Source organism: Vibrio hepatarius, from assembly GCF_043642085.1.
Classification (GTDB): Bacteria; Pseudomonadota; Gammaproteobacteria; order Enterobacterales; family Vibrionaceae; genus Vibrio; species Vibrio hepatarius_C.
In genome coordinates this window covers 512,017-529,482 of sequence record NZ_JBHZSA010000004.1, presented here as the reverse complement: position 1 = coordinate 529,482, position 17,466 = coordinate 512,017, and the positions used below count along the sequence as shown (strand labels likewise).

The 17,466-nt window shown below is 43.1% G+C and carries 14 protein-coding genes, 1 tRNA gene and 1 pseudogene; 9 read left to right on the top strand and 7 right to left on the bottom strand.

Features of this window, described 5'->3' with window-relative positions; all coding sequences use genetic code 11:
• The first annotated feature begins 94 nt into the window (after window positions 1-94).
• The 4 genes from ACHUFZ_RS11710 to ACHUFZ_RS11695 all read left to right on the top strand — a co-directional run bounded on the left by ACHUFZ_RS11710 (window position 95) and on the right by ACHUFZ_RS11695 (window position 5,384).
• Complete coding sequence (locus ACHUFZ_RS11710; protein ID WP_394127306.1) at window positions 95-1,999, top strand: PTS fructose transporter subunit IIABC; 1,905 nt, start codon at window positions 95-97, stop codon at window positions 1,997-1,999.
• Window positions 2,000-2,064: 65 nt separating this feature from the next.
• Window positions 2,065-3,282 (top strand): mannose-6-phosphate isomerase, class I, encoded by a 1,218-nt coding sequence (manA, locus tag ACHUFZ_RS11705; RefSeq protein ID WP_394127305.1) that lies wholly within the window; start codon window positions 2,065-2,067, stop codon window positions 3,280-3,282.
• Between the two features lie 251 nt (window positions 3,283-3,533).
• Window positions 3,534-3,974 carry a PTS sugar transporter subunit IIA gene (locus ACHUFZ_RS11700; protein ID WP_394127304.1) on the top strand — a complete coding sequence of 147 codons (441 nt, stop codon included), beginning with the start codon at window positions 3,534-3,536 and terminating at the stop codon, window positions 3,972-3,974.
• Window positions 3,975-3,986: 12 nt separating this feature from the next.
• Window positions 3,987-5,384, top strand: a complete 1,398-nt coding sequence (locus tag ACHUFZ_RS11695; RefSeq protein WP_394127303.1) for a fructose-specific PTS transporter subunit EIIC — start codon at window positions 3,987-3,989, stop codon at window positions 5,382-5,384.
• Window positions 5,385-5,462: 78 nt separating this feature from the next.
• Here ACHUFZ_RS11695 and ACHUFZ_RS11690 read toward each other — a convergent pair whose 3' ends face one another.
• Complete coding sequence (locus tag ACHUFZ_RS11690; protein WP_394127302.1) at window positions 5,463-7,199, bottom strand: methyl-accepting chemotaxis protein; 1,737 nt, start codon at window positions 7,197-7,199, stop codon at window positions 5,463-5,465.
• A gap of 307 nt (window positions 7,200-7,506) precedes the next feature.
• On the opposite strand from ACHUFZ_RS11690, the gene ACHUFZ_RS11685 reads away from it, so the two are divergent.
• A complete protein-coding gene (locus ACHUFZ_RS11685; protein ID WP_394127301.1) occupies window positions 7,507-7,920 on the top strand; it encodes a VF530 family protein in 414 nt (137 codons plus the stop codon).
• 75 nt (window positions 7,921-7,995) lie between these two features.
• Here the strand turns inward: ACHUFZ_RS11685 and ACHUFZ_RS11680 are convergent, their stop codons facing one another.
• The 3 genes and pseudogenes from ACHUFZ_RS11680 to ACHUFZ_RS11670 form a co-directional block, all read right to left on the bottom strand.
• Window positions 7,996-9,123 carry an HNH endonuclease gene (locus ACHUFZ_RS11680; protein ID WP_394127300.1) on the bottom strand — a complete coding sequence of 376 codons (1,128 nt, stop codon included), beginning with the start codon at window positions 9,121-9,123 and terminating at the stop codon, window positions 7,996-7,998.
• A 3-nt stretch (window positions 9,124-9,126) separates the two neighbouring features.
• Complete coding sequence (locus ACHUFZ_RS11675; RefSeq protein WP_394127299.1) at window positions 9,127-9,744, bottom strand: class I SAM-dependent methyltransferase; 618 nt, start codon at window positions 9,742-9,744, stop codon at window positions 9,127-9,129.
• Window positions 9,745-10,189: 445 nt separating this feature from the next.
• Window positions 10,190-10,301: pseudogene (locus ACHUFZ_RS11670) on the bottom strand (IS5/IS1182 family transposase); the annotation flags it as partial.
• A gap of 363 nt (window positions 10,302-10,664) precedes the next feature.
• Here ACHUFZ_RS11670 and ACHUFZ_RS11665 point away from each other — a divergent pair.
• The 4 genes from ACHUFZ_RS11665 to ACHUFZ_RS11650 are packed head-to-tail and all read left to right on the top strand — an operon-like array spanning window position 10,665 to window position 14,755.
• Window positions 10,665-11,900: a DNA cytosine methyltransferase gene (locus ACHUFZ_RS11665; RefSeq protein WP_394127298.1), complete on the top strand. Its 1,236-nt coding sequence runs from the start codon at window positions 10,665-10,667 to the stop codon at window positions 11,898-11,900.
• Entirely contained in the window at window positions 11,890-13,080 is a 1,191-nt protein-coding gene (locus tag ACHUFZ_RS11660; protein WP_394127297.1) for a DNA cytosine methyltransferase, read from the top strand. The genes ACHUFZ_RS11665 and ACHUFZ_RS11660 overlap by 11 nt, the downstream gene beginning before the upstream one ends.
• Window positions 13,081-13,089: 9 nt before the next feature.
• Entirely contained in the window at window positions 13,090-13,908 is an 819-nt protein-coding gene (locus tag ACHUFZ_RS11655) for a Bpu10I family restriction endonuclease (protein WP_394127296.1), read from the top strand.
• Complete coding sequence (locus ACHUFZ_RS11650; protein WP_394127295.1) at window positions 13,901-14,755, top strand: Bpu10I family restriction endonuclease; 855 nt, start codon at window positions 13,901-13,903, stop codon at window positions 14,753-14,755. The genes ACHUFZ_RS11655 and ACHUFZ_RS11650 overlap by 8 nt, the downstream gene beginning before the upstream one ends.
• A 405-nt stretch (window positions 14,756-15,160) precedes the next feature.
• Here the strand turns inward: ACHUFZ_RS11650 and ACHUFZ_RS11645 are convergent, their stop codons facing one another.
• The 3 genes from ACHUFZ_RS11645 to ACHUFZ_RS11635 all read right to left on the bottom strand — a co-directional run bounded on the left by ACHUFZ_RS11645 (window position 15,161) and on the right by ACHUFZ_RS11635 (window position 17,416).
• Entirely contained in the window at window positions 15,161-15,982 is an 822-nt protein-coding gene (locus ACHUFZ_RS11645) for a restriction endonuclease (RefSeq protein ID WP_394127294.1), read from the bottom strand.
• Window positions 15,983-16,238: 256 nt separating this feature from the next.
• Window positions 16,239-16,326 (bottom strand) — tRNA-Ser (locus ACHUFZ_RS11640).
• 163 nt (window positions 16,327-16,489) lie between these two features.
• Window positions 16,490-17,416, bottom strand: a complete 927-nt coding sequence (locus tag ACHUFZ_RS11635) for a LysR family transcriptional regulator (RefSeq protein WP_394127293.1) — start codon at window positions 17,414-17,416, stop codon at window positions 16,490-16,492.
• Between the last annotated feature and the right edge of the window lie 50 nt (window positions 17,417-17,466).

Sequence of the window (17,466 nt, the reverse complement as noted above, 5' to 3'; positions counted from 1 at the left end):
TCCTCCAGTAAATGCATTTTTTCTTCACTACAGAGCGCTGCTGATAGATTTCAGAATACCCCTAACAAAACAAGAAACACATTAGGGGTCCACTATGATCACCAAATTGATCAATGAAAATTTAATTAAGCTTGAGCTGCAAGCCACCTCCAAACAAGAGGTATTTGAAGAGCTGATTGAGGTTCTGCACCAACAAGGTCGAATTTCTAACAAGGCCGATTTTTTAGCTGATATCCAAAAGCGCGAAGCAGAAGGTAACACTGGCTTTGAAGATGGCATTGCCATCCCGCACGCAAAAAGTGCCGCGGTAATTGAACCTGCAGTGGTGATTGGTATTCACAAAGCCGGTATCGAATACGGCGCAGACGACGGCCAACCATCAAAACTGTTTTTTATGATCGCCTCTCCTGATGGCGGCGATAACCACCACATCGAAGTGCTTGCGGAACTCTCTTCTAAGCTGATTGAAGATGGCTTTGTGGAAGGCTTTATCAACGCAACTTCTCCTCATCAAGCGCTTGAGTTACTGCTACAGAAACCACAAGCAGAAGAGCCGCTATCTTTAGAGAACACTAAAGGCTTCATCATCGGCGTGACTGGCTGCCCGGCTGGCGTTGCCCACACCTATCTAGCAGCTGAGGCGTTAGAGAAAGGCGCGCATGCTATGGGCTTTGAGGTAAAAGTCGAAACCAACGGCTCTATCGGCGTGAAGAACAGCCCAACAGAAGAAGAGATTGCTCGCGCTGATGCGATTGTTGTCGCCTGTGATAAACAAGTTGATATGGCCCGTTTTGCCGGTAAACGAGTAATCAAAACCAACGTAAAAGCGCCGATTCGCGATGCGGAAGGTTTGATTACACAAGCGCTGAATGCTCCGGCTTACCAAGCTGAAACCACCAGCGCTCCACAGTCTGTTACCGAAAAAGCGTCTCAAGCACGTTCGGATCTTTACCGCTACCTAATGAACGGCGTATCACACATGATCCCATTCGTGGTGACGGGCGGTCTGCTTATCGCCCTAGCTCTAGCAGTTGGTGGTGAACCAACTGAAGCGGGCATGGCGATTCCTGATGGCAGTCTTTGGAACCAAATCTTAGAAGTCGGTGTGGTTGCCTTCACTCTGATGATCCCAATCCTTGCCGGTTACATTGCCTATGCGATTGCTGACCGCCCTGCTCTGACTCCAGGTCTAATCGGTGGCTGGATTGCCAACAACGGTTCATTTTACGGCGCTGACGCAGGTACAGGCTTTATCGGTGCAATTATCGCTGGTCTGTTAGTGGGCTACTTCGTTAAGTGGATCACTTCAATCAACTACCACAAGTTTATTCAACCGCTTGTGCCAATCATGATTGCGCCAATCACTGGTTCTCTGTTTATCGCCGGTCTATTCATCTTTGTCATCGGCGCGCCTATCGCAAGCCTAATGGACGGCCTAACTGCAATGCTAACCAGCATGAGTACAGGTAACGTGGTTCTACTTGGCATTGTACTTGGTGGCATGGCTGGCTTTGATATGGGCGGTCCATTTAACAAGGTCGCGTTCCTATTCTCTGTTGGCATGATTGCTAGCGGCCAAACTCAATTTATGGGTGCAATGGCATGTGCAATCCCTGTTGCTCCACTGGGTATGGCTTTGGCTACGGTACTTGGTCGCAAGTTTGACCTGTTTGAATCTTCTGAAATTGAAGCAGGTAAAGCCGCAGGCGCAATGGGCTTAGTCGGCATCTCTGAAGGTGCGATTCCATTTGCTGCGCAAGACCCTATGTCGGTGATCCCTGCCAACGTACTGGGCTCTATGGTTGCAGCAGTGATGGCGTTCTCGTTCGGCATTACCAATAGCGTTGCTCACGGTGGTCCGGTTGTTGCTCTACTTGGCGCAATGAACTACCCACTGTTAGCCCTTCTATGTATGGCAGCAGGTGCAGGCGTTACAGCACTAACTTGCATCACCTTAAAGAACCTTCGTAAAGCGAAATACACAGCCGCTGCGGCTTAGTCCTTTCTTACTGATATTGGCTTGGGCAACGCGTCCAAGCCACTTTTCTCTTTATGGTGATGTCGATGTCTGAACTAACTATCAATACTGAATCGCTGCTTGAGCGCGTTTTTTACCCGATGACCAACGTGATTCAAAACTACGCATGGGGCAGCCCATCTTCTTTTACTCAACTGTTTGGTACTGCGAATACGGCAGGTGAACCACAGGCAGAGATTTGGATGGGCGCGCACCCAAATGGTTGCTCAATGGTCGATACAGGCGCAAAGCAGACCAAGCTGTCTAACCTAATAAGCCAAAACCTAAGCCTGTTCTTAAGTGACAAGATTGCTAGCCGATTTGGTGAGCTGCCGTACCTGTTTAAAGTCCTCGCGGCTGAAAAAGCGCTCTCTATCCAAGTGCATCCGAATAAACAACAAGCCGAACTTGGTTTTGAACACGAAGAGCAGCAAGGTATTCCGCTGTCGGCAAGTAACCGCAACTACAAAGATGCCAACCATAAGCCAGAGCTGGTCTACGCGTTAACCGACTACACGGCGATGAATGGCTTTAGGCCGATTAGCGAGATCCTTGCCCATTTCAACTACCTTGATATTCCTGAGCTTAACTCACTGGTAAACGACTTATCGGGCGATCAAGCCCCTAATGGCCTAGCGAGCTTTTTCGCTGGTTTGTTATCGCTGCAAGGTGAGCAGAAAGAAATCGCGCTGATGATGCTGATCATGAAAGCCAAGCTGTCGCCAACTCCGCTGTTTAATCTGATTACAGAACTTGAAGAGCAATACCCTGGCGATGTTGGCTTGTTTGCTCCATTGATCCTTAACGTGATTGCCTTAAAACCCGGCCAAGCGATGTACTTAGATGCCGAAACGCCTCATGCGTATATCAAAGGCACTGGGCTTGAGATCATGGCAAACTCTGACAACGTACTGCGCGCCGGACTCACGCCAAAATACATGGATGTGAAAGAGCTAGTCTCTTGCACTCGTTTTAATGAAAAGCGCATTGATAGCCTGCTGTTAGAGCCTACTCAATATAATGGCATGCTGGAGTACCCAATTCCGGTCGAAGATTTTAAATTCGCCATTATTGAACACTCCGAGCAGCGAGAAATTGAAACGCAAGGCGCTGAAATATTGCTGCCTCTTGATGAAGCTATGGTCCTGACCCACATTTGTGGCGAGCAGTGCGTCATCGAAAAAGGCCAATCAGTATTTATTCCAGCTTTCGCTCAGCAGTACACCATTGACTGCGCAGGTCGAGTCGCTCGCGCATACAGTTAACAACGTGCTCCTGCCTTCCCCCAAGGTCAGCACTAACACAATGCCCTGCTTATGCAGGGCTTTTTTATTTCTATCTAAGCTGTTGATTTAAATTTATTTTGTGAGCGTCCGCACAGGTTAAAAATGACGTTTATCACACTTAAAATTAGCGGATACAAAAGTCTAGTAGTTGAATTTTTTTTACTATTTCCGAGTTTAGGTTCAAGGATTAAATTGACTCCATTGCATAAGCACTGATGAGTCAAAAATAGATGATTACTGAACTAACAAACGTCAATTTAATTAGCGGCAACCTTCAAGCAAATAATAAAAAAGAAGTGTTTGAAGAGCTTGCTCAAATGCTGCTAGATAACGAGCGCATTAATAGTAAATCCGCGTTCTTAGATGATATTGAAACGCGCGAATCCTTAAGCATTACCTCAATGGATGGCATTGCTTACCCACATGCCAAAAGCCAAGCCGTAACCAACCCTGCTATCGCTGTTGGCGTAAAGCGCGAAGGCATCGAATACGGCGATGAAGACGGCATTAAACCCACTCTGTTTTTTATGATCGCCTCACCAGATAACGGCGCCGATCATCATATTTATGTCCTTCAAGAGCTGTTCGGAAAATTCAGCGAAGAGTTTATTGAAGAGATCCAAAACGCGAAAGACGAACAACAAATCCTTAATATTTTAATCAATTCATAAGGCGTAGTAATTATGAGTACCCTAACAGCTCAAGCTACTAACAATAGCGATTTTAAAAAACTACTCAGCACCATGAAAGGACACCTTTTATTCGGTACTTCTCATATGCTTCCATTTATTGTTGCGGGTGGTGTACTTCTGGCATTGGCGGTAATGGCATCAGGTAAAGGTGCGGTTCCGGCTGACGGCTTACTGGCGGATATTTCCAACATCGGTATTAAAGGCCTAGTGCTATTCCCTATCATTCTTGGCGGCTTTATTGGTTACTCTATCGCTGACAAACCAGCGCTTGCACCAGCGATGATCTCTTCTGGCATCATGGCGGATATGGGCGGCGGCTTCTTAGGCTGTATCGTGGCGGGTTTTATTGCCGGTGGCGTGGTATTCCAACTTAAGAAGATCCCACTTTCAGCCAACATGACGGCACTTGGCGCTTACTTCATCTACCCGCTTATCGGTACGCTAGTTTCTGCTGGTATCGTTCTTTGGGGTATCGGTGAGCCAATCAAGCTGTTCATGGCGTCTATGAACGAGTTCCTAGCGTCAATGGCTGGCGCTTCTAAAGTGGTTCTAGGTGCGATTCTTGGTGGTATGACAGCATTCGATATGGGCGGCCCTATCAACAAAGTGGCAACGCTATTTGCTCAAACTCAAGTAGACACTCAACCATGGTTAATGGGCGGTGTGGGCATCGCTATCTGTACGCCTCCTCTAGGTATGGCGCTTGCAACCTTCCTATTCAAGAAGAAGTTCACTAAGCAAGAACAAGAAGCAGGCAAAGCGGCAGCAATCATGGGTTCTATCGGTATCTCTGAAGGTGCGATTCCTTTTGCAGCGAACGACCCAATGCGCGTGCTTCCTTCAATCGTTGCCGGTGGTATTGTGGGCTGTGTATTCGGCTTCCTAACAGACGTTCTACTACATGCACCATGGGGCGGTCTAATTACAGCGCCTGTATCAAGCAACATTCCAATGTACGTAGTGGGTATTGCGCTAGGCTCGCTAACTACCGCACTTATCGTTGGCTTCTGGAAACCAGTCGCTGAAGAATCAGAACAAGAAATCGAACAAGCAGCGCCTGTACAAGCTCAAGCGGCTCCAGTTGCTGGTGAAGGCGAGTACGACGTTGTCGCAGTAACTTGCTGTCCATCAGGCGTAGCACACACCTTCATGGCAGCGAAAGCGCTAGAGAAAGCAGGCGCAGCAGCAGGCATTAAGATTAAGGTAGAAACGCAAGGTCAAAACGGCATTCAGAACCGCATCACCGACCTAGACGTAGCTAACGCGAAACTGGTTATCTTGGCTCACGACATTCAAGTGAAAGATGCACAGCGCTTTGCTAACGCGAACGTGGTTGAGTGTTCAACCAAAGAAGCAATGAAGAAAGCGGCTGAGCTCATCAACAGCTAGTCTCAATCAATTTAGTCGAAACCTCCCCCTAAACAATAACGCCACCGATCAAGGTGGCGTTATTTATTCTATCTAAAGCTACTGAACCTTAAACTTACCGACTAATTGAGATAAGTCGACCGAGGTTTCACGCAGCTCTTCACATACTGAGTGCGCCTCTCCTGCGTTGTTATTCAGCAACCTTACAATCTCTTGAATTGCCGCCATGTTAGTACTTACTTCACCTGTCACTTGGCTCTGCTGCATCGCTGACGTTGCAATCAAGGCGTTAAGGTCATTCATCTCAACGACAGAGTTGGTTACTTGGTTAAGCGAGTCCATGACCTGATTGGTGTTCGCTGCGGTCTGCTCACAACTATGGCGAGTTGCATCCATTTCGTTGACCACATTGTCTGTCGTTGATCTCAGTTTGGCCAGCATCTCGTTGATCTGAGACGTGCTATCTTGAGTTCTTGCCGCCAGCGCTCTTACCTCATCCGCCACCACAGCAAAACCGCGGCCTTGCTCACCTGCGCGAGCGGCCTCAATCGCGGCGTTCAGCGCCAGCAAGTTAGTCTGCTCAGCAATCTCACCAATCACTTGCAGTACGCTGCTAATTTGCTTGGTGTCTTCACTCATGGTGCTAGTGACTTCAGACATCGCAGAAACCTGATTCACCAGAGCATTCACGCTGGTTACCGCGTTATTGACTGTCTGTTTAGATTGTTCAGCAAATTGATTGGTGCTTTCTGTCAGCTTGGCTGCGTTATCAGCACTGTCTGAGATAGAAGCCGCGGTTGCACTTAGCTCTTCAATCGCCGTGATGGCTTGCTCCGTTTCAAGTGTGTGCTGATCGAGCGTCTTAACGTTTGAGGCCGACTGCTCAGCGATATTATGCACCGCACTATCAATCGCTTGTGAAGAGCGAGAAACATCGACAAACATGTGCTGAAGCTTTTCAATAAACTGGTTGATAGACAACGAAATCGTGCCAATCTCATCGTTTCGTTCCACAGTTAAACGCTGGGTTAGATCGCCGTTACCTTGCGATAAATCCGCGACCACATCTTGTAAACGCTTCAACGGTTTGAAGGAGTAATTAATCACTACCACGCTGACGGTGATGATAATAGCCGCACAGACTAGCAGCGCTAAGGTGATCAGCCAATTAAGCTTATCGGTATTGCTTTGGATAGTATCTAAATCGATATAACCGACTAACTGCCATGATTGGCCCGCAAACTCAATCTGGCGTTGAATCGGCGTTAGGTTATCACCTTGCTTATTGGTAAAGATGGTCGCATTACCTGCCATCAACTGGGCATAGCTACCTTGTGCGGCATATTCAGAAATGATTGCGCCGAACTCGTTGAGCTGTAAGGTGAAGAAATCAACCGAGTCATCGGCACGTTTGACTGAAAATACGATTTGGTAGCCCGCTTCCGTTCTGGTCACTGGACTAATGGCCAGCTCATCACCATGAGACTCAGCTAGGTCAATGAATACCTGCGCATCTTCATCACTCATGTTGCCTGTATCATCGAATGCGTAGCCGTTGACCACCTTCACCACATGCGCAAAGCCGCTGTTGTCTTTAGCTTCTGCGATATCCATCATGCTGAAATTCAGGCTAGAGGCGAGCGAGAGCTTATTGCTGAGTTCGGTTTCGATCTTCTTCTTAATCAGATCAACATTATGAGTAATATTTTGGCTATCAGATTCTTGAATATAGCGGCTAATGAAATGATTTACGCTAAAGTATGACGTCGCAATAGTGAGGGTGATGATTGCAACAATAAGGGCAATGATCTTGTTCTTAAATGACAGGTTGGTCATAACACTTTACATCCTTAAAAGTGACTACGAGATAGTACTGCACTCCGGCAGTAAGAAAGCAAATTGTAATGAGTTATTAGCCTAAAGTGAATACAATCATCTAAAAATAGAAACAATTAAGCAACACCATAGATATCTAGAACTATGACTAAGCTTAAGGGAATGTTTTATCAACGGATGATTAGGGAAAAATGACCAACTCTGCTAGTATCCGCCCCCTATTACTGTTCGGGCCAACGACCATCGTTTTATCGAACTCGAAAGCCACCCAACCACCAGCTAGGTAAGTAGAAACCAGGAGCTTATTATGATGACTGATGAAGAAAGAATTGAACTGCAACAGAACAACCCGTTGCACGGTCTTAAGCTAGAAACCATGCTGCAAGAGTTGGTGGATTTCTATGGTTGGGACATTCTTGATACGGCGATGCGCTTTAACTGCTTTAACACCAAGCCGTCGGTTGCCAGCAGTGTTAAGTACTTAAAGAAAACCGAGTGGGCACGCGAGAAACTAGAGAACTTTTATCTTTACCGCTTTAAACGCATGCCTCGCGCATCGGCTGAAGAGTATGACTTGCCCCCTCGTGCTCGCACGTTTCCGCATGGCCTAAAACCGAAAGAGCCAATGGAGTTGACCGTTGAGTCTATCTTAAAGTCGCAAGCTAAGGCAGCGTCAGCGCACAAAGCAAAATCATCACGTGGTCGTAATTTCCGTCGATAGTTAGATGCGCTAATTAGAATTGATAAAAAGCCAGACAGCGATGTCTGGCTTTTTTGTTAGAAGAGCAGAGCTAAGTTAAAACCCTTTAAACAACACCCCACGATGGTAGCCAAGATAAGGCTTGTTCTCTCGTCTGATATTAAACGACATCCCTTCACGAAGGCCTAGAACATTGGGCGCTTCAAGGTACTTTGAAATCATCACCTTGCCGCCATCATCAAAGGATATAAACCCGAGATCGAACGCCTTATCTAAGTTCGCCACAAGCAGCAACCCATTATATTTGTCGAGCCTCTCTTGGTTGTTTGAGTTACGCCAAGGCTTAATATGCGAAGCAAGCAGAAGTTGTGTATTTCGATACCCCGTCACCGCGCAGCCACCCCACATCTCGATAAGTTTTGAGCGAAATTGGCCCTGCCCCAACCGAGTGTTAATTAAAATCGTCTTTTCAGTTTCCGTTAGTTTTCTATCACTCATAACTTCACGGACATCGGCATTAACATCAATCTGGGACAAATCGATCAAAAATTGGTGGTAATGATCTAACGCTTCGCTATACATCCCTTTACCGCGCGAGTCCCGAATCTTAAACTCATCCAACTGCCTGACTCGCTCTTCATAACGAATAAACTGCTTATAAGATTTAACCTCGGTGAGTGGCTGTTCGAGTTCACCAATATCTGCAAGCCAATTTGAGATAGAGCCTCTAATCGCTCCTACGCAGTTCTTCGCCGTTTTCTCAGACTTACCAATATCTAGCAGCCATTGGCGGAACAAGGATGGAAGATCAGCGAAATTCGCTACAAGCGCATCTTTCAACTCGTTTGAAACAATAGAGCTATTCATATAATCAAACAGCTCTTGGTCTAAATAGGCGTACTCTATCGCTTTGGATGAATACCTTTTGGCGTTTATCTCATCAAAACCAGCGTGATAACTCAGGTGCCAAAAGCCTTCACTTTTGAGATGGTAAAATGGGTTCTCTGGAGTATTACGATCATTGCCTTGAGCGAAACTATCAAAGTAATGGCTAAAGCGATCTTTCACCACTTGGTTGAACTCAATTCTGTTCTTTACCAGATGACCAGCTTGAATTAAATCCATTACAGTCAACAGCATGCACACCTTATGCGGGCTTTTCTTACCACCAGCACTGTTCATATTTAGGTTCTGGAACTTTTCAACATAGAACTCAAGAGACACGGCTTATTTCCTCTTTCTCTGCACTGATGATGCTTTTTCTAGTACCACTGTTTGCCAAGTCAATCCTGTCCGAGATAGCCCATCTTCAGTATCTTCAACATGACAAACCATTAGATCTAATCGTTGAGCAATCTGTTCTAACTCAGCAAGAGAGACACCATAGCTTGTACGCCCATCACCAAATGCACCATGACGCAGAGTAATAACAATTCTGCCCCTTTCGGCTAACCGTTCCACTAAAGAACAAAGTGACTGATAGCGCTTGGGCACAGGAATATGCATCCACACTGCTGAGACAAGAATAAGATCGAAGCCATCGGATAAAGCGTCTAGGTTACTAAGGTCTGGAAGCTGGGCATCAACCCAATGAACTTCCGGCGAGGTACACTGTTGGCCTAACTGACGAAAACCTGCCGAAGGCTCAATAGCGACAACCTTGCAGCCATGTGAATCAAACCACTGGGCGTCTCTGCCTGAACCAGCCCCGACATCCAGCACTCGGCAACCCGATAGAGGCCAGTATGAACGCCAACTACTATGTACGGATTCAAAATCAACCGAGTCATACTGCTCAGCCAATTGAGCAGCATTTTCGTTGTAAAAAGAGAGGTTTACATCCATGGCTAATACCCAAAAGTTTCCCTAAAGGCATAATAACCATCTTGATTGCATATGGCGATAGAGTATTAGAAAGGAATGAGGGATTGTGATGAGAATCCAGATCGATGATGCCAGATACGAGATTCACTGCTAAAAAGCTGAAGTCGGGCGTGTAAGTCCATCAATAGTTCACTCACATTAGTTCTCTCACGTATTGTTAACTTATAATTGGACAAATCTGAGTTAGCTGACCAGAAGAAAATCTCCTTTCGAGACTCGCACAAATGCACCTTTTATTACAGGTTTACACATTTCTCCGTATAGATCATATCGACGCTTGCGAACGTTGAAATCTGCTACAAACTTTCAAGCGAATCTCTGCATGGAAATCGGTGATTAGGTACTAAAAAGTGCGCCTGAGCGGGTTTTAGGAACAGGAAGGACTTTGTTGCCTAATTCATATTGGGTAAGTTTCCCCAACTTGAGCATTGTAATTTATTAAACTTAGTTTTCCACCCAACAACTACCTCACTCGGTACATTTTCGGTCTCCGATAGTGAACGCATATGATAACCGTACTACTTTATCTATACTCTATTTAAGTTTAACTCTCTGATATTGCTTAAGAAAAAAACAAAAGCAACTATTCGCATAATTATAATTAGATAAAGACATTGACGACAAAGGTGGGATACCAATAGAATCGAGAGAATGGATACACATTGTGACCACAAAGGCACTTTGAAATATGAAAAGTTCGGCATTGAGAATACGGATTGAACCTGAATTACACTCCAATTTTTTGGAATGCTGCAAAAATCTTGACCGCCCAGCTGCACAAGTATTGCGAGAGTTCATGCGCGAATTCGTACAGCAACACTCAACAGTTAAAGGTTCTAACTCTCCTGGTACCAGAGTTAAACAAAGAGAATGATTTATAAATGAACAATAATAGCTTTACTTTTATCGACCTATTCGCAGGAGCGGGAGGATTTGGCCTTGGATTCGAAAATGCAGGTTTCAAACAACTATATGCTATTGAAATTGACAAGTGGGCTTCAGAAACACATCAATTTAATTTTCCAGAAGTTCCTGTGATTGAGCGTGATATTTGTAAAATAACTAATGATGAGATATTAAAACTTAGCAATGAAGTGCCAGATGTAATAATTGGAGGTCCACCTTGTCAAGGGTTCTCACACGCAAATATAGTAAATAAGGATCCTAAAGACCCAAGAAATTCACTATTTGAAGAGTTTGTTCGTTTTGTCAATGTATTAAAGCCAAAGCTATGCATTATTGAAAATGTTCCTGCGCTACTTAAAACAAAAACAGAATCTGGTGAGAAAGTTATTAACTTGATTAAATCTGAATTAGAAAAAGTAGGATATAATGTTCATTATGAGCTTCTAGATGCACGTAGCTTTGGTGTTCCTCAAAAAAGACAACGTTTGTTTATAATTGGTATAAATAAAGATCTATCTTCCCTATCTGAGTATCGTTTATTCCCAAATCAAACACATACTAAGTCGGGCAATGGTGATTTATTCGATAACAATAATACAAAGAAAGAAGTTACCTTATGGGAAGCTATTTCAGATTTGCCACAACGTACATTTGCTGACTTTGATCCTACTGAGTCTTATCAATGTATGCCTAAAAATGATTATCAGAAACTAATGAGAGTGGATTCTAATGGGGAGTTAACTAACTCTGAACCAATGAGACATACTCAAAGAGTCATCGAGAGATTTAAAGAAATAAAAATTGGGCAAAGTGAAGGTAATGTAACTCTTGAAAATATGCCGAGCAAACGAGGAATGCCACAAATTAAATCTCAGAAAAAATATTCGCAAAATAGTAGACGCCAACATCCAGACTTACCATGTAATTCAGTCGTAGCCTCTTCACACTCCAACTTCATTCATCCATTTTTACATAGGAATTTCACAGTCAGAGAGCTGCTCAGAATTCAGTCATTTCCCGATTGGTTTGTACTTAAAGGAAAAAGAGCTGTACTTAGCAAAAAACTATCTATCAAAAAAGGACTATTAGACGATATTTATTTAGACCAACGCATGCAGGTTGGTAATGCGGTCCCACCCCTTTTATCAGAATCTATAGCCAAAAATATTTCTAAATTATTAACCAAAAGAGAATGTAAAAATGTCGCTTAAAGTACTTGATTTGTTTGCTGGTTGTGGTGGTTTATCCTGTGGACTAGAGCAAGCTGGTTTAGAAGTTTTGGCGGCTTGTGAAATTGATCAATGGGCAGCTGATACATATAGACATAATCATCCAAATGTCGAAGTGATTCAAAAAGATATTTCTTCGATCGAAAAAGGCTTTTGGAGAGACAAATTCCTAGGAAAAGTTGATATTGTTGCTGGAGGTCCCCCATGCCAAGGCTTTTCTGTTTCAGGAAAAAGACAATATGGCATTATTGCCGAGTCTAACTCTCTAGTGACCGATTTTTTGAGGGTAGTCGAGGAAGTTGAACCTAAATACGTGATAATTGAAAACGTGAAGGGCTTCAAGACTGGCAGTATCAGTAAAAACAAAAAAGTATTTGATTACTTAACAGATACACTCAAGAGCTTAGGGTTCTATGTATACTCGGAAACGCTAAACGCGGAAGAATATGGGGTTCCGTCATTAAGGTCAAGAATATTTATTATTGCTTCTAGAACTGAATTACCAACGCCATTCATGCCAGCAACTCATTCGGCCGATATTAACTGTGGCTTGCAACCTTATATATCTGTGAATGAGGCTATATCTGATTTACCAGAATTGAATGCCTCGGAAGGTATCGATGATGCTCAGAGCTATAAGTCCAAAGCTATGAGTGACTTTCAAAACCGAATGCGTAGTGGCTCTAACGGAGTTTTTAACCACGTTGCCATGAAGCATACCTCTCGATTAGTTGAAAGGTTTAAGGGAATGGAAGAAGGCCATAGTAGCTACAGAATTGGACGAAAAACTGATGAAAAGAAAGTTACATCTTATAAGATGAACAATCAAAGGTTATTTGGTAATAAGCCATCACTGTGTATAACAGCTAACTTTCAGTCTACTTTTATTCACCCAACACAACACAGAAACCTAACGGCAAGAGAAGCTGCACGGCTAATGTCATTTCCTGATACTTATATCTTTAAGGGAAAGAGAACTCAGATGAGCTCGAAGTTCCTCAAAAAACATGGTCGAGAACATGAAGATTTTCTAAGTCAATATAATCAAATAGGAAATGCAGTACCTCCTCTATTAGGGAAAACCGTTGCTGATGGATTATTAAATGCAATAAAATATAGTAATGAATTTATAAAAGAAGAACAACTCCAGATTAGCTATTAAGGATAGGGTATGACAAACTCTAATTTGTCACATAAAAACAATTTAGTTCAAAAGAGTAAGAGAACCAAACAATTAACACCCGAGCGAATTCAAGTACTAAATAACGTCAAGAAAAATTACATCCACTATTTGAAAAATGCAGATTGGGAACAAGTAAAAAATGGTAACGTTTCAACAGCCGTTTCAGCGCTAGAAACTTATGTTAACTATACAAAAGAAATTGAGAGACAGGATTCATTTTTTAATTGGAGAAGTGATTTTGCAGGTAGCGTAATTCCAGAGTTTCTTTATAGAATTATATCTAAAAGGCTCTCAGCTCTCGGTATCCCCCACTATTTTAGCACTAGAGACTCTGTTGTAGAAATGACGCTTAACGGTACAGCAGATAACACATGGAATATTCGTAGGAAAAATCAAGACTTATGCTTAGGTGGTGCAATCTGCACCACCACTTTAGAAGGAAAGGAGCAATCATTTGTCGTTCCTTCAATAATATTTGAAGTAAAAACTAACATTGATATCAACAAGTTAAGTGGCCTTGAGTTTTCAGCTGAAAGACTTAAGAGAACATTTCCTGTTGCAAAATACTTTCTAGTGACTGAAACCGTTGATTTTTCATTAAATGATAACTACGCAGCTGGCCACCTTGATGAAATTTATTGTTTAAGAAAGCAAGTACGTTCAGAGGCAAGGAGAAATAAATCATCTTTAAAATCGGACGTCTTTCAAAAATTGTTAGATGATGTTGTTACTTCAATGCAGTTAGCAACTAAGTCCAAAGGGCATGTTTATGACCGACTAGAATCAGGAAAGCTAATTAATGTCTAGTAGTAATTTTGAGCCAACAACCTATATCCATGGAAGCAAATTAAGAAAAAAGGTTTCTAAGATTAAAAACAAAGACGACTCTTTATTTGGTTGTTTGGAGAAATACGAAATTTGGAAAGAAAAATCTTTAAGCGTTAAAACTAGAGACCAAGCTGGTATTGAACTATTGGTTCAATATTTGAACGAGTATAAAAGCTACTCTGAAGCAATATTTGACCAAAGAATTAATAGTGCTCAAGAAGTATTACAACCATCAATCTTGGAGGAGTTTTTCGAATACTTATTCTGTAATATTTCTGAGGTTATAGGTACAGATATGTTAAGAAAGCCTGCAAAAGGCTTCGTCGATTTAATTTTTAATCCGAGCTCAATTGAATCTTTGTTAGATGTTCCAGAATATACAGTTAGAAAGAAAGACCACGACTTTGTACTTGGATCAAACTTGAAGCTAAGTATAGGCTCAACCAGCACAGGAAACCAAGTTCAGTCTGACATTGTTATTCCTTCAATAGCGATAGAATGCAAAAGATACTTAGAAAGAAATATGCTGGATGAATGCTCAGGAACTGCGGAAAAAGTTAAACGAGCAACACCATATTGTAAATATTTCGTAGTGGCTGAATTTTTAAAAATGGATAAAGCAGCACCCGAGATGTCTCTCATAGATGAGATATATGTGCTAAGAAGACAAAGAAACTCTGAAAGATCATCTAAAGACTTTGTTCCTAATCCTATTTATGCAGATTTAGTGATCGATTTGTATTCTCAGTGTATAAACCACTTAAAAAAGATATGGTGGGATCCTGAATCAGCATTAAAGGAAGGGAAAGTTTTTAACGTAGATTAAATATTCTTTAGTGTACTGATTTCAACATTACGATTCGGAGTTTAGATTGAAAATACTACTCAACCTGAGCACTTGCCGATAGTGAAGAGTATCTACTCATAAATGACTTTGGGACATAATATGTAATTTACGAAACAAGCAGTTTCGCAATTGTGCAAGAGCCTATTGCACAATTGAGGGCTAGAGTTTGTCCAACTGGCTATTGGACATTTTCTGGAACAGGTTACTTCCAAATTGGGCAACAAGCTGTTGCCCAATTGGATTGCAACCAAGAACATTACTCTTTCTTATCTAAAAGTAAGCAGACTCTAAAACGGTTTGGGGCAAAAGTGTGTTTTATTCAGTGCAAGTTCGGCGACTGTTAAAGCGAAGATTCCTTTACCTGAAACCTGCTCAGCTTCACGTTCACAAATCACTAGTGTAACGACACTTCGGATAAGCAGAACAACCGTAAAATTGACGCCCTGCTTTTGGCCCTCTCCTAGCTACGCGCAGCACAAGTTTGGATTGGCAGCTTGGGCAAACTTTGGAATCTGTCTTTGTCGCAGGTGTCGAGTCTGGTACTGAACGCTGATCCTGAAAACTACGTCTATCTCCAATCATATGAACCAGTTCACTACCATTGACCAACCACAATTGCTTATCTAACGCAAAAGCGACAGCTTCTGACGTGAAATCTCCTGACGTTACAATAATCATCTTACTGGCTTTGTTAGCAATCATAACCCCGTACATCTCGCGCAGTACTTGCACTCCCACTTTTCGAGATTTCCAATGTTTACATTGTACGAGGCTTAGCTCGCCATCCTTTGTAAGCCAAATATCAACACCCCCATCAGGTTTCTGTGAGAACTCCTGTTTGACTTTGTATCCCTGGAGTTTGAAGTACTCACCGATATAGCTTTCAAACTCTAACCAGCTAAGAGCATGCAATGGCGTGGGGCTTTTGTGAGATTTAATCCGAGATGTGGTTGTGACATAGCTGCGCTTTCTCTGATACTGCTTAATAAACGCCACAGGTGCAGGAAGCAGAAATAAAAAGGCAAAATATGGCGCTATTTGGGGAAGGCTTTGACCAATGGCATCAAAAACAAAATTACCACTGTTTGTAGCAATGCTAGGTAAAATATATGAAAAGCCGAGATAAATACTCGCGGAGAGTAAAACGCTTAACCACCAAGGTGCGTCCATTAAGTGCCATATAATTCCATCGTTCTTTCGCGCCATCTGGCTCCCTCCAATAAGCATTTAAGCGCATTGAATCACAAACAATAAACACTGAGAATAGCAAATAGCCTTATAAGCTCAGTTTCATTTTAAATTACACCGATTATATAAGATCACCCGAAACTCTCACTTTAAATCGTGATAGATGATTACTAGAAATATTACTTAACCCTAAAAATCAAAATTAATCCTAAGTCATTGATTTATAAAATTTCAAGCACAAAAAAAGACGCCCTAGGACGTCTTCTTTAGAATGTGGCGGTGAGTGAGAGATTCGAACTCTCGATACGTTGCCGTATACACACTTTCCAGGCGTGCTCCTTCAGCCACTCGGACAACTCACCGAATCAAATTGTGGTTGGTATCGTTAACCAACGAGGCGCTAATTTAATGATTCTATTAGGTTAGGTCAAGCCTATTACCCAAAAAAAGCGCCGTTATTAGCCTGTTTGTACACTTACTAGCTAATTCGATCATGAATCGGCCAGTTATGTTGATAAATAGCACTTATGGCAGTTGAACGTCACGCTCAAATCGCTCAAGCAAAAAGTCGATGAATAAGCGCAGTCGTTTAGGTTGGTACTGACGACTTAAGTAAATCACATTAAGGTCAGCGCCTGATGCAGAAGTCGCGGCATTAAAGTTCTTCATATAGCCATTTAGCACCGTCACCAGCCGCTGCTGCTTAAGGTCTTCATTGATGTCCAGAATCGACTTAAGTGCGATCCCTGCCCCGTCCAGTGCCCATTGGCGAATCACTTCACCGTCATCAGATAATCGCTTAGGAACCACGGTAATGGCATTGTGCTGGGCATCATATTGAAAATGCCATGTCTTCAGCTCTTCGTTACTGCGTACCATAGCTAAACAGTCATGTTCGGCTAAGTCTTGAGGGGTAAGTGGCGTGCCTTTCTTCGCCAAGTATTGCGGAGAGGCGCACAACACTCGTCGGCTCGATGCCAGCTTACGAGAGATGAGGTTACTATCGGCTAACTCCCCGTAGCGAATGACCACATCTAACCCCGACTCGGCCAAATTGGTCAGGTTGTCGTTAAGGTATAAATAAGGCGTCACGTCTGGGTATTGCTCACAAAAGGCCGATACGATGGGAGAGATATACTGCTTACCAATATCTCTCGGCGCTGAAATCTTTAATGTTCCGCGCACTTGCTTGCTGCCCGTTTGGAGCAAGTTCTCTGTCTGCTTAACCGTATCTATAATTTCTAGGCAAGCTTGATGGTACATGGCGCCAGAATCGGTCAATGAAATATGCCGCGTACTGCGATTAAGCAGTTTAACGCCATAGCGCTCTTCTAACGCCTGTAGCCGAGCGGTGACGGTTGCAGGTGATAACCCCAACTCTCTACCCGCTGCAGCTAAGCCTTGGTTTTGAACGATACTCGCAAACAGCGTCATATCAGCAAACTTGTCCATGCCCTCTCCTTTCGTTTCATTATTCGACTGAGCTGAATAATCAATTCAAA

What these genes read in the sequence shown, in the direction of transcription:
- ACHUFZ_RS11660 (WP_394127297.1), top strand. Translation starts at nt 11,890, where the DNA reads ATGTCGCTTAAAGTACTTGATTTGTTTGCTGGTTGTGGTGGTTTATCC.
- ACHUFZ_RS11690 (WP_394127302.1), bottom strand. Translation starts at nt 7,199, where the DNA reads ATGACCAACCTGTCATTTAAGAACAAGATCATTGCCCTTATTGTTGCA.
- ACHUFZ_RS11700 (WP_394127304.1), top strand. Translation starts at nt 3,534, where the DNA reads ATGATTACTGAACTAACAAACGTCAATTTAATTAGCGGCAACCTTCAA.
- ACHUFZ_RS11665 (WP_394127298.1), top strand. Translation starts at nt 10,665, where the DNA reads ATGAACAATAATAGCTTTACTTTTATCGACCTATTCGCAGGAGCGGGA.
- ACHUFZ_RS11695 (WP_394127303.1), top strand. Translation starts at nt 3,987, where the DNA reads ATGAGTACCCTAACAGCTCAAGCTACTAACAATAGCGATTTTAAAAAA.
- ACHUFZ_RS11650 (WP_394127295.1), top strand. Translation starts at nt 13,901, where the DNA reads ATGTCTAGTAGTAATTTTGAGCCAACAACCTATATCCATGGAAGCAAA.
- ACHUFZ_RS11685 (WP_394127301.1), top strand. Translation starts at nt 7,507, where the DNA reads ATGATGACTGATGAAGAAAGAATTGAACTGCAACAGAACAACCCGTTG.
- ACHUFZ_RS11645 (WP_394127294.1), bottom strand. Translation starts at nt 15,982, where the DNA reads ATGGCGCGAAAGAACGATGGAATTATATGGCACTTAATGGACGCACCT.
- ACHUFZ_RS11710 (WP_394127306.1), top strand. Translation starts at nt 95, where the DNA reads ATGATCACCAAATTGATCAATGAAAATTTAATTAAGCTTGAGCTGCAA.
- ACHUFZ_RS11655 (WP_394127296.1), top strand. Translation starts at nt 13,090, where the DNA reads ATGACAAACTCTAATTTGTCACATAAAAACAATTTAGTTCAAAAGAGT.
- ACHUFZ_RS11635 (WP_394127293.1), bottom strand. Translation starts at nt 17,416, where the DNA reads ATGGACAAGTTTGCTGATATGACGCTGTTTGCGAGTATCGTTCAAAAC.
- ACHUFZ_RS11675 (WP_394127299.1), bottom strand. Translation starts at nt 9,744, where the DNA reads ATGGATGTAAACCTCTCTTTTTACAACGAAAATGCTGCTCAATTGGCT.
- manA (WP_394127305.1), top strand. Translation starts at nt 2,065, where the DNA reads ATGTCTGAACTAACTATCAATACTGAATCGCTGCTTGAGCGCGTTTTT.